Consider the following 13,234-nt stretch of genomic DNA (forward strand, 5'->3'; position numbering starts at 1 on the left):
ACCTCGATATCCAGCATCGAGTCGCGTTGGGCCTGGGCGAAATTGCGCACCTGTTCCTGGGCGAACTTGATATCGGCCAGTTCGCGGTCGGTCAGCTGGCCGATCAGGTCATCGATCTGGTCCTGTGACAGGCGGAAACTGGCGGGGCTGTAGTTGTCGAACTTCTCGCTGAGGTCGCGCACCGCCGCATCCCCACGGGTTTCGATGTCTTTCAGGGTCGCTTCCACGACGGCGCGGGTCTTGGCGTCGTCTTCGGCGCGATCCGCTTCGGGTTTGCCACGTTTGAGATGTTCGATGGTCATGTTCCTGATCCTTGGTTGTCGGGGCGGGGAGGGGTTTTCTCGCCGCGGTCAAAGCCGGCCATGGAGCCGGCCAGCACGATTTTCTTCAAAAACACATCGTTCCTCCCTAGAGATTGGGTGCATCTTCGAAAACAGCGCCCGGGTTTGACCCGGAAGGCGGGTTTTAGTGTCGGGGGTATCGACCCCCGAGCAGTGCACCGGATTGCGCACCAAACAGGTGGCAGTGATCCTTGTGGACATGAATGGAGACCCGACCGTCGATCTCGGCGCGGTAACTCTTGTCAGCTTTAAACGAGACCAGCAATCATCCGCATTGTCGTGGTCTTGTCGCAGCTCGAGGGGGCCAGCAACACAAGGAACTCTTTGTCGGCATCGTCAGATCGAAGTTATCGACCCCAACAAACGATCCTCAACGTTTCCCAATGTTGCGCAGTTGTATCTCGGCCATGTTTCCTCCCAATGGAATTAGTATGCATACGTTTGCAAAAAACAATATTTGAGGATTGCCGTCTCTGGCAAGACATTTTTGCATGCGGATGCAATTTTGAACTGATAGCAGTGATTCAAAATCTGGTTTCGCCTTGGTAAGTTACTGGAAAATGACGGTAAAACGATGAGTGATAGCAAGGAAAAAACCCTGGTGCGTTGGTCTTAGGCCACCTTGAGCGGCGCCGGAGTCGACGGTATCCCTGCGGTCATGGAGGAATTCTGCGACTCGGGCCAGAATTGGAAGGGGTATCATCTGTTCAACGAAGTCACCGGCACTGAGGCTGTGGCCTCGGCTTTCTGGCAACCTATGCGGCACAGACTGACCCAAATGCAGCAACGTCTGAACGCGGTGCATTATCCGTGGCTGATGCAGGCCGTGGCGGTGCGGCTCTTTGGGGATCCGGCACCGATCCAGCGCGATTTCCTGCTAGATGATGTCCGTGGGTTGCCGGCGACCCAGGGGCTCGCCAGTTTGGCTCACATTCAGGTGGAGGCGGAAGATGGCTATGCCGAGGCCCAACTGGACCGGACCACTTCAGTGGGGCTGATCAGGGATGTCCACTCCATCAGAACCCAACGCGCAGCACAATGGAGCCAATCGGATGAGCCAAATACGATCTTTGCTCGGGCCGCCTTTGGTTCCACCAACCCTGACGGCGGATAGAGAGCACTTCAGTTACGCAGTTTCACTGACCCTCTTTCGACAAGTCTGGGTGCCAACGAGATATTCTCAACCTCGCCAACACCGCCATTGATCATGGAATTCATGAGCCGGACGGAACCTGCGACCAATTGATTGATCGGCTGCCGGACAGTTGTAAGTGAAAACTCAGGTAAGGCCGCAATAGGTGTGTCATCAAACCCAATCACGGAGACATCACCGGGTATCTCTAGTCCGTAGCTTTGGCGCAAGGTGCTCATCACTTCAATCGCCATATAGTCATTGGCCACAAAGAGTGCGTCGGGGCGCGCGCTGGGATCTGCAAACATCTCCAACGCCGCCGTTTTTGCCATCTCGAGATTGAAATGGCCAATCTCATGCGAGTAGAGCTCTAATTGCCTATCACGAAGTTCCGCTTCAAAGCCAAACTGTCGATCTCTGCTGGTGGAGGACATTTGCCACCCTGACAGGAGAGAAATTCTCTTGTGGCCCGTCTCTACCAAATGCCGCGCCGCGATGCGTCCGCCTGCAACGTTGTCAGTTGTTACACTTGATATGCCGTCATGGTCTTGGAAACGATTGAACATTACAATCGGAATGTCGTGTTCTACACAAAATGCACACAAGTCAGAAGACAGTTCCACCGATGCTGTTATTATCCCATCCACTTGATACTCCAGCAGGTTAGACACAGCTTTTGCTTCGCCCTCGTCGGTGCTGGGCATCATGAAGACCAAAGCGTGGAAGCCTAACTTCTGTAGTTCGATGCACAGCTTTTCCAATGCCAGAGCATAGAATTGATTGTCCAAGTAGCTGAACAGCAATGCAACGATGTTTGACCTTTGCGAAACCAAAGACCGGGCAATCGCGTTTGGGCGATACCCCAATTCATCAGCGGCCTGAAGTATCTTCTTCTTGGCATCGGCCGACACACCTGACTGTGTGGGAACACGTGAAAAGGCACGGCTGACAGCGGACTGGGAAACGCCCGCGTGCCGCGCGACATCAATGGATGTAACTTTCGATCTTTTTGCCAATAGCCTGTCCGCCTTGTGCGTTCAAATTACCTTTGGGTGATTACGTCCATCAGATCAACACCCAACTGTTTGAATGTGTCGACGTGATCAACCATGACCCAATTCTCTTTTAACTTGCCGTCGACCACCGACCAGAAATCAGAAAAACGCATCTTAACGGGTAATCCAGTCGGGGCGAGGCCAAGGTATTCGCCATGTTGATGGCCAGTGAGGTAGCCAGTGCCTGCTATCCATTTCTCGTCCGCAAACTCGATGTCATGGCTAACGTGATAATCTGGGAAGGCCTTGTAGAAATCCGCGAGAACTTCGTACTTGAAGCGATCGCGCCCGTGAACATCGCCAAAACCGGGGGGGCCATGCCAGATCATGTCTTCGTGCCAGTATTGATCATGGGCCTCCAGATCCTGCGCGTTCAATGCAACATACATATTTTGGATCAGGGTGAGGTTCGAAGCGATTGACATGGGTTATCCTTTCACAGCGCCGGCGGTCATACCGGAGACAATTTGTTTTTGGAAAACGAACACCAAAATGATGATCGGAATGGTGATTGATACGGCACCCGCGATGCCGTGCATCAGGCGAGCAAGGCTTTGGTTTTGCCCCATATAACTGCCCAATGCGGCGGTCATCGTGGACATGTCGCCATTCATAAGTTGGCTGGAAATCAGGAAGTCATTGTAAGCCAAAAGAAAGCAGAACAACCCGGCGGTCACGATTCCTGGCCACATCACTGGCACGATTACCCTGAAGAAGGCTTGCCAGCGCGTGCACCCGTCAACCAGCGCGGCTTCGTCCAGCTCTTCGGGGATGTTCATGAAAAACGCCCGTAACATCCAGATGGCAAACGGTTGGTTGATCGCCACCAGCACAATGATCAGGGTTTCATACCGGCTCCAGATTCCAAGCTCAAAGAACGCCGGTCTGTAGGCGGTAAGCAATACGACGTGCGGCATCGCGCGAAACACCATGGCTGCGATTAGCAGCCAGAACCCGATCGAGCCGCGATAGCGGGACAAGGCATAGGCCGCGAGGCAGGCCATCGTCAGCGAAACAACAACGGTAACCGCCGTCACAATTGTTGTGTTCAAAGCATATCGCCAAAACCCGTCTTCGACCCATATGTAGCGGAAGTTCTCAAATGTGACGGGTGCAAACAGTTTTGGCGGGGTTGAAAACGCATCTACAGGTACGCGCAGCGAGATGAGGAACATCCAGAAAAATGGCAGCAACGCCACAAGGAACCAGAACCACAGACCAAGGTTGATAATTGAATGGGTGACGATATTGAGGTTTGCCGGTTTCATTTCCCTGCTTTCTGATCTTTGAAGGTCCTGATCATGATGGGGATCAGCAGGACGACGACGCCAAGAACTGTCAAAATCGCGTATGCTGACGCCTTGTGAATGTTGTCCTCAAACACCAGCGTGTAATACGTCAGATATTGCACCGAGTTGGCAAATACGCGGGATCCGAAGACGAGGATCGGTTCGAACACCCGATAGCTGTCCATGATGTGGATTAACGCAATTACCGAGAAGAGCGGCGTGAGGTGCGGAATGACAATGTATCGAACACGCTGCCAAGGCGATGCACCGTCTACAATTGCGGCTTCGATTGGTTCCTCGGGGACAGTTTGCAGGCCCGCATACAGAATGATGAACGCAAATGGCGCTGCATACCATACGCCATACGCCACGATGACAGCCCGGATAGTGAACTGGTCAGCAAGGAAATAGAACTTTCCGATGCCCATGGCTTCGAGGCTGGCCGCAATGACCCCCCCGTCTACAAAAAGCCAGTAGACCGCCAAGGAAGAAACAACGGGTGTTACAATCATCGGGAGCAAAGTGACAAAGACAACCGGACCTCGAAGCCGTTCGGTCAATCGGTTGGTTGCCAGTGCAAGGCCAAATCCCAGAATTATGATGATGGGTGTTGTGAGGAATGTGTAGATCAGCGTGAACTCCAGGGCAGACCAGAAATCCACATCCCGAATTTCGTCAAACAGCGCTCTGATAAAGGATCGCGTTGAATTAATGTTCTGATCTGCATTGAATGCGGAACTCAGCCCCTCGGTATCAATCGCATTCTTAAGGTTCTGTGTTCCGACGTATTCCCAAACTTGAATAGGGTTTCCAGCATCGTCCATCACCGGTTGTGGAACGTTGCGGATGACTTCGCGGGTCATGCCACCAAATAGCGGCACCTCTGTCTTTACCTCTTTGATCTCCATCTGGGTGTAGGATTGATACAGCGCCAGGTAGACAATCGCGACCAGTGGCAATGCGATCAAGATCAGCATCGACATGACAGAGGGTGCCACAAATGAGATGAAGGTTGATCGTTTCATATCACTATCCTGAGAAGTTGGGGCGGTGCCAGCCGGCAGTTTTTCGAAGGGCTGGCACCTGGGAGAAGGCCTTACTTGAGCAGGCCTTGTTCTTGCGCTGCAGAACGATACGCTTTTGTAGCATCTGCCAGCGACTCTTCGGCGCTTTCTTTGCCAACAATGAAATCAGCGATGTTTTCACCCAAAGCACCGTGCGCCAGCGAGGCTTGCGGGTTCATCGGGTAGGGAGGTGCGCCATTCACAACCGTATCGGTAATGGCGGAAGTGTATTCACCTGGTTCATAGGCAGAGCGGATCCAGAGTGTAATGTCATTATTTGCTTTTACTGTCTCTTCACGCATCGCGTGCATCAACACCTGGAATGTTAGGTCTGGATCACCGTCAAGGTTTTTCGGAATCACATAACCATCCCACCAGAATGTAGAGGCAGGTGCACCGCCAGCTGTCATCGCAGGTGCAGCGGCAAAACCAACTTTGCCAACAACTGTGCTTTCTTTCTCGTCATCCATCGCAGAGGCCTCGTTACCCCAGAGGATGGCCATCGCCACGTCACCTTGTTGCAGCTGGCGTTTCACATCGCCGAAATCCATGGACATCGCGTTAGGTGACATGAGCTTATAAAGTTCACCCATCATTTTTAAGGCTTCGATGGCTTCGGGCGTCTCAAATGTGGAGTCTGAGGTCGCTGGGTCAAACAATGTCCCACCATTGGCCAGCAACAAATTGACGTATTCATTCGCAAGCTCCCAGCTGTTGCCAAATGCGGCACCGTATGGGTGTTCGATGCCGGCAGCTTTCAGCTTTTCGCCTGCGTCCAGCAGTTCATCCCATGTGGACGGAACCGCAACGCCGTGTTCTTCAAAGATGTCCTTACGGAAAAACAGATGCTGAGCGTTCACCATGAAGGCAATTGCGGCAACTTCATCACCGAACTTGATCAACATACCGTCTTCGATGTTGTACTCGTCGCGGTACTTTTCAACCAGATCGTTGAGGGGTCTCAATTGTCCCTTTGCTTGAAGCAAAGTGATAGAGCTGTTTGCGACAGCGGCTGCATCAAATGGTGACGTTGCCGCGGCAAATGCTTTGTTGGTTTCTTCTTTGTGATCCGTCGTTAGCTTGGTGTCGATGATGAGATTATCATTGCCACAGTTCTTCATTTCGTTTGACAGCACTTCCAATGCTTCAAAGAAATTGGAAATGACGTTTACTTCACCTGTTCCCTCGATAGAGCATTCAGCGGCAGCGCCGAGAGGCGCCAGTGTCAGCGCGGTAGCCATTAAGATTTGTTTGATTTTCATGTCTTTCTCCCTGTTGAGGCTTCTTTGAGTTATTAATCACCTAGAATCTGCATCAGAATTCCGAACTCATTGAAAACAGTCCATTCTTTCTGGACTTTGTTGTCGTGGATATGCCATTGGGTGATGCCCCAAATGTGCGCTTCTTTGCCGGTGGGCTCTCCATATGGCCCATTCCCGCGATGGGCGCCGACCCCGCCCCAACGAACTGAAACAAGATAGCCGTCTTTTGCGTTACCCATCCAGTAGATGTCATCGACCGACACCTTGATGTTGGGGAACATCGCGATCATCGACATGATATGTGACCGCATTTGGCCAACACCGCGGTAAACACGACTGGTTGATCCTTCGAAAACAATATCTGGCGAATAGACCGCATCCATTGCCGCAAAGTTTCGACGGTTCCACATATTCTCAAAAGCTGCGTGTACGAACTCTCGTACGTTGCCATCCACCACATCCGGAATGGCCTGCCGCTCTGGAAAGGCCTGGCCTGGCAAGCGGGCCGGATCACTTGCCGCGAAATTGGGCGCAAACGGGCCTTGAACACGCTGCTCTGCCGCGCGCTTTGCGGTATCGCGCACATCGTATCCCATCTGCTGTATCAAAGCTGCAGTGTCATACGCCACATGTTCGTCATAGATTTCGTTTTCACGAGCCACACAATTAGCGATACAGAACAACCGCAGTGGTTTGTTTGTTGGCGGGCCGAAGCGGGAAAATCCAGTGTTTGTCCCGAGGATCATTGTCCGGTGAGACGTGTGAAAGCTGACCTCGTCATTGCCAGCCCAAATCACTTCATCGGCGACCAGACGAACGTCAGGAATAGCGTTGTTGGTATGCACGGTGTCTGCGACGATCTTATCGCGCCCATATTGCAGGCCCACATCATCCCACACACGGCAATCATGGCTATAGGTGTCGTAGATATAGCCGATGTCCTTTTCCTCCCAAATCTGGTGGGTGATACGGACTATGTAGTCAACGATGTTTTTGAACTTTGGTTCAAACCCACGCATGGAATGTGTGGCGAGATGCTCGGGTTCTTTGGCCAAGAATTCCCGCGTGCCGCCTCTGCGATACTCTTCCAACGAAATGGAAAAGTCAGGAGGCATGTGCGTGTCTTCCAGAGGGCTGAACCTGATATGGGTTCCTGATGACTCAGTGTGGCGGCCCGACTTTTTGGGGTGATCGGTAACCGGTTTTGGCACAACTTCGTTTTTCTGGGTCACAGCAGTCTCTTTCGTAAGTTAATCGCATACGTATGCTTAAAAGTTAGAATGGTTCTGGTCAAGTGAAAATTTGAACAGATGAAAAATGCATAATAAAATAGGCGAATCCTTGAGTGAGCTCAGTCTTTCTGTCAATTTACCTATTGACGAAGCCGCTCAATCGCGAAAAATGTGCGCATACATATGCGAGAGGAGTCGCCATGACTGATCTACAAGACGCGAAAGCCTTGGTTGTTGAATTTTATAAGGATCTGGACGCGGCTTCCCCTGAAGAAGTGGCTCAAGTTCTGCAGCGATACACCACATCCGATTATCGTTGGCGTGGTTCGCACCCATTCAATGAACTGCACGGATCGCAGTCTGTAAGCCATCTGTTTTGGGAGCCCTTCAAGGAGGCCTTTGAGCCCATCCAGAGGCGCGAGAATATCTTTTTCGCCAGCCCGAACCGGCTTGATGGTGAGACGACAACTTGGGTTTGTTCAATGGGTCATTTGCTGGGCCACTTTCATAGCCCTTGGATTGGGATTGCACCCCATCACAAGATGGCATTTCTGCGCTATTGCGAATTTCACCGTGTAGAAGACGGCAAGATTCAGGAATCTGCACTTCATATCGACATCATGGGGATCCTTTTGCAAGTTGGCAGTCGGGTCATCCCCGAGGCGACTGGCTTTGTCACCATAACCCCTGGTCCGCAAACGCAGGATGGCCTGTTGCTGACGGAACAGGCACCCGTCGAAGGCAAGGCGACCCTTGATCTGATAGAACGGATGATCCACCGTCTTATCGACACTGGTGTCAAAACCACAATCGAAGACCTCAAGCTGGATTGGCGTGATGACATGCTGTGGTGGGGGCCTGCCGGAATTGGCGCGTCTTACACCCAACAAGGATATCTGAAAGGGCATACCCGCCCCTTTGAGGATGGCCTCGAATTCATTCGTCATAATGGCCATATCGTGCGGTTGGGCGAGGGAAATTATGGTGGCTTTTTTGGATACCCAAGTTTGACTATGCGGGCAACTGGCGGCTACATGGGGCTGACTTCTGACGGGGACAAGCTAGCGGATATGAGGATCGTCGACCTCTATCGTAGGGATGGGGACAGGCTGGCCGAAAACTGGATTTTTATCGACCATCTTTGGTTTCTTAAACAGCTAGGTGTTGATCTGCTTGATCGACACATCAAATTGTCTGCGCCGGTTGAGGCCTTCAATTAGAGTGGAGGTTCACGAGATGCCTAAAAAGGGGCGCGCCACGGACGCAATAGCATTGAAGTCTTTGATCAAGCCCTATCGCGCCGCGCTATTTGACTTTGATTTGCCGCTAGCGCTGGCTGCGATCGAAAGTTTGTCAGCGAATGATGCGCAATTCAAGATGTGTTCCCCATTCGGACAATTCACTGATCCACGTCGTTTTTTTGAGGCTACTTACGGTGCGCTTGCCAAGGCTATGCCTGATCTGGAATGCCGTGACAACGTACGAATCTCCGGAGTGTCCCAAAGTGACCAAGAATGGCTCGGAATCATGGGCAATGTTTTTGGAACATTTTCCGCGCCGTTTCTGGACATTCCACCAACGGGACATTTGGCGCACATGCGCTATCATGAATTCTACCGCTTCGACGAAGGACGTGTCGTTGAGGTGCAGGCCATCTGGGACCTTCCAGAGCTGATGATGCAGGCACAAGTTTGGCCAATGGCACCCAGCCTGGGCCGTGAATGGTGCGTGCCGCCACCATCTTCACAGGACGGCGTCCAATGGTCTTATGCGGATCCAAAACAATCTGCCGCGGCCTTGTCAGTTGTTGAGGACATGCTGGAACAGATGAAAAATTTCCCCGCAAACGGAGGCCCAGAAGCCATGGAACTTGAACGCTTCTGGCACCCAAAGATGAATTGGTATGGCCCGTCGGGCATTGGCTCGTCACGCGGGTATGAGGGGTTTCTTGACTGGCATATGCGACCTTGGGTCGATGGTATGCCAAACTGGAGCGATCAAGACTTTCAGAGCTTGTGCCATTTCTTCGCCGATGGAAGCTATGTCGGGGAAACAGGTTGGCCCGCCATGCAACAGACATTGGTAGCAGACGGCTTTCTAGGTGTTCCACCAACAGGTCAAAAGCTTGACATCCGCGGCCTCGATTTTTGGAGGTTGGATGGAGATCTCATTCGCGAAAATTGGGTCATGGTCGACCTGATCCATATGTATGAACAATTGGGTGTCGACGTGTTTGCAAGAATGCGACAGATTTCAAATGTAGCTTTTCGCCAAATCTAGGTTCAGGTTGGGGTACTCGTAACGGAGCTGCAGTATGTTGCTTAGGCAAGTGTGTGTTGAAAATAACTTTTATTGCATGAAGCTATTTAAGTCATTGATTTCATTTAATCTGCTTCTCAAGGTGGGTTAGCCCCTTATTTCCCTCATTTTCGAGGGATTATTATTCTTGAGGAGCAGAGGATTGGTGAGCGTGCGTTTTCGAGCCCATTGAGTGAACCTTGAGATTAATGTGTCTTTCACTCTGAGTCCTGAGGAGCTTGCCGCCGATTGTGATCGCCGCGGGGAGTTTAACCAGCTTGGTCCGGCTCTGCATCTGTGCGTTGTGAAAATGACCGGTCGTTCGCAACTTTCAACGAATATGGTGCCCAAAGTGGATCTGTTGCAAACTTTCTAGCCAGATTGGATTGTTGCGGATACGGCATATGAGTCGTCCGACAATCTGGTCTGGCTTGCCCTAAAACGCCAAATCCTTCCCTTCATCCCCGTCTTCAACACGGGTGAGCGCACGAATGGAATGGTCTCGCGATCCGACTTCACATGGAATGATGAGAACGACCGCTACATCTATCCGGGCGGCAAGGAAGTGCGGCACACTTGGCGGACCTATTCCGATCCAAGGCGGAATGCGCCGAATTGGCGCGCCCGCAAGTATCGGGCGCTGAAGTCCGATTGCACGGGATGTGCACTGAAAGCCAAGTGCTGCCGAAAATCAGACGCCCGCACCATCCATCGCGACAAAAACGAAATCGTCCGAGATTTCGCCCGGCAATGCTCGGCCTCAGAGTTCAATCCGAAAGCTCAGGCGCGAAGGAAAAGGGTTGAGATGCTCTACGCTCACTTCTAACACATTCTCGACCTTGGACGACTCCGATTACGCGGCCCATGTGGCGTTCAAGACGAGTTTACCCTCGCAGCCACCGCCAAAACCCTCCGGAAGCTGGCGAATCTCAAGCCTATGCTGCCCGCAACAGGATGAGGTGAAAGGCAGATATCAACATCCAAAAGAAATCAAAGCGATAGTTTAAGAAGGCCTGTCCAAATCAAAGAGTTATTCAACACAATTAGCCCTAACCGGTACTCTCGATTTTTCGCTGCGTGCGCATAGTGTACCGAATTTCCTGCGCAGGCGAAAATATCCGCGCCTCTACGCGGTGGCGATTTCGGCCATTTGTGAATATCCGTTTCAATAGATTGCGAAGTCTTCCTGAAACCAATTGCAGCACTGAACCTCCAAACACTCGCGATTATGTTTTCCTTTTTGGTGGGTCCACTGTTCCAGTTGGTAAATGGATCTAACGCAAAGCACGTTGTGGCATTTTGTTCTCAATGTATCGAAACACTGTAACCAGGATGAGGACTAGAACCAAATAAATTCCCGCAACCAACAAGAGCGGTTCATAAACCAGAAAAGTATTTTGCCGGATCGAATTGCTGACGCCGTAGACCTCGAAGACAGTGATTGTTGCAGCAAGTGGTGTTGCTTTCAATGTCATGATGAATTCGCCGACAAGGGTCGGTAGAACCGATTGAATTGCCCTTGGTGCCCAAACTCTTTTCAATACTTTGAATGGGCGCATGCCAAAGGATCGGGCCGCTTCCAGCTCTCCCTTAGAAACATTCTGAAATGCGCCGCGCATAACCTCGCCGGAATAGCCTGCGACAGAGATGGTGAATGCCAGCAGGGCAAATGGAAACGCTTCTCGCAGAATCGGCCAGAGCCAAGTTTCGCGAATGACTGGAACAGAAGGAAACAATGATCCAAGCCCGAAATAGAGTAGCCAAAGCTGAATCAATAGCGGCGTGCCGCGAATGAGCGTGCAAAAACCGAATGCCAAACGGGCCAACCAATTCGGACCTGTAACCTGAACCAACCCCAACGGGATCGCCAGCATCATGCCGAAAACGATTGAAAGAAACGTCAATTGCAGGGTCAGCCAAAGCCCCTCCAACAATTTTGGCGCATACTGCGGAACCCATGTCCAATCCATCTGACTTCCTTTTATGCGAGTTTCTTTTGGCCGCGGCGATAATGGTTCTCGATCCGCTTCAGGACAAAATTTGAGATCAGCGTCACACAGAGATAAATGAGCGCCGCAACGATGTAGAAAAGGAAGTAGGACTTGGTCGCCCCGGCGGCTTGCTTTGTCGTCAAAGCCAATTCCGAGAACCCGATCACGGCGAGAAGCGCCGTGTCTTTGGTTGTGATAAGCCAAAGATTTGACAATCCTGGGAGCGCACGCGGGATCATAATCGGCAAAATGACGCGCCGGAACCTTTGCCAGAATGGCATACCGAAAGATTGTGCCGCCTCAATTTGCCCGACGGGGATTGAGCGAACCGCGCCTCGAAACACTTCGGTGCAAAATGCACCTTGGACAATACCGATCACCAAGATCCCTGCCAACAAGGCATTGATATCCGCTGGCGGATAGCCAAGCTTGATCAAAATGTAATTCAACAGATCCGTTCCGGCATAGTACAACAGCAGCAGGACAATGAGCTCGGGCACGGCACGGATCACCGTTGTATAGATCTCGAGCAGCAATCGCATAACCGGGCCGCCATAGACTTTGCCAAGCATTCCGCCAATGCCGATCAGCAATGCCAACGCATAAGCACCAAACGCAATTTGCAGCGTCGTAAACAATCCCCACAACAGGTTTTTACCCCACCCCGGGGGTGAAAATGCCAGTTGCTGCATAACGTCTTGGAAGAATTCCTGCACCGGTTTTTCCCAAATCTGATCGCGCGGCCCCGAGAATTCGGAGCCGCGTGTCTTTCAGTTACTTATCCGCCAAAGATGTCGAAATCGAAGTACTTCGAGCTGATGGCCTCATAGGTACCGTCCGCTCGGATTTTCTCGATCGCGGCGTTGATCTTGTCGCGCAACTCTGTGTCTTCTTTGCGCAATCCCGCACCAATGCCTGGCCCGTAGACTGCAACATCCGAGACCTCGCCTTTGATCTCGCAGCACGCGCCGGTCTCACTTTCCAGAAACTTCGAAACGGCCAGCGAGTCACCGATGATCGCGTCAACCCGGCCAGACACCAGATCTTGATTGCGTTCGTCAGCGGTCTGATATGGCTTAATCGAGTCCGCTGTCGCACTGAAGTGCTTCTCAGCGAATGCCGCGTGGGTGGTAGAGATTTGCACGCCAACAACTTTGCCTGAAACACCCTCTGCGGAAGCAGTTATGTCTGACGATTTTGGCGCCACGACGACCGCAGGTGTCTGATAGTATTTGTCGGAAAAATTAATCACTTTCATGCGGTTTTCAGTAATCGACATGGAAGCAACAATCGCATCGAACTTCTTGCTTTGCAGCGCTGGAATGATGCCGTCCCACGAAACTTCGACCCATGAACATTCTTCATTCATGGCAGCGCAAAGGGCGTCACCAATTTCGATTTCCCAGCCAACCCATTTACCGTCAGCTCCTTTTGATGCAAAAGGCGGATATGGCTCCGATGCCACACCCCAACGTACTTCGGCTATGGCTTGCGTTGTAGCTAGTAGACAGCCTGCAACCGTGATCGTCTTGATGATGTTTCTGATATTCACTTTCCCATTCCTCCCTGG

Annotated in this window: 13 protein-coding genes and 2 pseudogenes; 4 read left to right on the forward strand and 11 right to left on the reverse strand. The window is 51.7% G+C overall.

Translation table 11 applies throughout. The features are described from left to right. The coding region (locus EK369_RS15465; protein ID WP_206198103.1) for a histidinol dehydrogenase at positions 1-302 on the reverse strand (302 nt) is incomplete at its 3' end. 293 nt (positions 303-595) lie between these two features. Beyond that, a pseudogene (locus tag EK369_RS22170) lies at positions 596-750 on the reverse strand (ABC transporter ATP-binding protein); the annotation flags it as partial. Between the two features lie 213 nt (positions 751-963). On the opposite strand from EK369_RS22170, the gene EK369_RS15475 reads away from it, so the two are divergent. Further along, positions 964-1,455 carry a hypothetical protein gene (locus tag EK369_RS15475; protein ID WP_127115176.1) on the forward strand — a complete coding sequence of 164 codons (492 nt, stop codon included), beginning with the start codon at positions 964-966 and terminating at the stop codon, positions 1,453-1,455. 8 nt (positions 1,456-1,463) lie between these two features. Here EK369_RS15475 and EK369_RS15480 read toward each other — a convergent pair whose 3' ends face one another. The 6 genes from EK369_RS15480 to EK369_RS15505 form a co-directional block, all read right to left on the reverse strand. Continuing rightward, positions 1,464-2,489: a LacI family DNA-binding transcriptional regulator gene (locus tag EK369_RS15480; protein ID WP_127115177.1), complete on the reverse strand. Its 1,026-nt coding sequence runs from the start codon at positions 2,487-2,489 to the stop codon at positions 1,464-1,466. 26 nt (positions 2,490-2,515) lie between these two features. Then, a complete protein-coding gene (locus EK369_RS15485) occupies positions 2,516-2,953 on the reverse strand; it encodes an ester cyclase (RefSeq protein ID WP_127115178.1) in 438 nt (145 codons plus the stop codon). Between the two features lie 3 nt (positions 2,954-2,956). Further along, positions 2,957-3,796, reverse strand: coding sequence for a carbohydrate ABC transporter permease (locus EK369_RS15490; protein WP_127115179.1), 840 nt, complete (start codon positions 3,794-3,796; stop codon positions 2,957-2,959). Further along, a complete protein-coding gene (locus EK369_RS15495) occupies positions 3,793-4,842 on the reverse strand; it encodes a carbohydrate ABC transporter permease (RefSeq protein ID WP_127115180.1) in 1,050 nt (349 codons plus the stop codon). The genes EK369_RS15490 and EK369_RS15495 overlap by 4 nt, the downstream gene beginning before the upstream one ends. Before the next feature lie 71 nt (positions 4,843-4,913). Next, a complete protein-coding gene (locus tag EK369_RS15500; RefSeq protein WP_127115181.1) occupies positions 4,914-6,143 on the reverse strand; it encodes an extracellular solute-binding protein in 1,230 nt (409 codons plus the stop codon). 32 nt (positions 6,144-6,175) lie between these two features. After that, on the reverse strand, positions 6,176-7,375 hold the full coding sequence (locus EK369_RS15505; protein ID WP_127115182.1) for a nuclear transport factor 2 family protein: 1,200 nt from the start codon (positions 7,373-7,375) through the stop codon (positions 6,176-6,178). Between the two features lie 200 nt (positions 7,376-7,575). Here EK369_RS15505 and EK369_RS15510 point away from each other — a divergent pair, with 200 nt between their 5' ends. The 3 genes and pseudogenes from EK369_RS15510 to EK369_RS22705 all read left to right on the forward strand — a co-directional run. Next, a complete protein-coding gene (locus EK369_RS15510; protein WP_127115183.1) occupies positions 7,576-8,595 on the forward strand; it encodes an ester cyclase in 1,020 nt (339 codons plus the stop codon). A 52-nt stretch (positions 8,596-8,647) separates the two neighbouring features. Continuing rightward, positions 8,648-9,655: an ester cyclase gene (locus EK369_RS15515; RefSeq protein WP_235871442.1), complete on the forward strand. Its 1,008-nt coding sequence runs from the start codon at positions 8,648-8,650 to the stop codon at positions 9,653-9,655. Between the two features lie 394 nt (positions 9,656-10,049). Beyond that, positions 10,050-10,631, forward strand: a pseudogene (locus tag EK369_RS22705) (transposase); the annotation flags it as partial. Between the two features lie 316 nt (positions 10,632-10,947). Here EK369_RS22705 and EK369_RS15530 read toward each other — a convergent pair. The 3 genes from EK369_RS15530 to EK369_RS15540 all read right to left on the reverse strand — a co-directional run bounded on the left by EK369_RS15530 (position 10,948) and on the right by EK369_RS15540 (position 13,216). Next, entirely contained in the window at positions 10,948-11,643 is a 696-nt protein-coding gene (locus EK369_RS15530) for an ABC transporter permease (protein WP_127115185.1), read from the reverse strand. 11 nt (positions 11,644-11,654) lie between these two features. Beyond that, the gene (locus EK369_RS15535; RefSeq protein ID WP_127115186.1) at positions 11,655-12,356 is read right to left on the reverse strand and encodes an ABC transporter permease; all 702 of its coding nucleotides are present in this window, start codon (positions 12,354-12,356) and stop codon (positions 11,655-11,657) included. An 86-nt stretch (positions 12,357-12,442) separates the two neighbouring features. Further along, positions 12,443-13,216: a transporter substrate-binding domain-containing protein gene (locus EK369_RS15540; protein ID WP_235871444.1), complete on the reverse strand. Its 774-nt coding sequence runs from the start codon at positions 13,214-13,216 to the stop codon at positions 12,443-12,445. Positions 13,217-13,234 lie beyond the last annotated feature (18 nt).

It is taken from the genome of Shimia sediminis (assembly GCF_003990645.1).
In the GTDB taxonomy this organism is placed as follows: Bacteria; Pseudomonadota; Alphaproteobacteria; order Rhodobacterales; family Rhodobacteraceae; genus Shimia; species Shimia sediminis.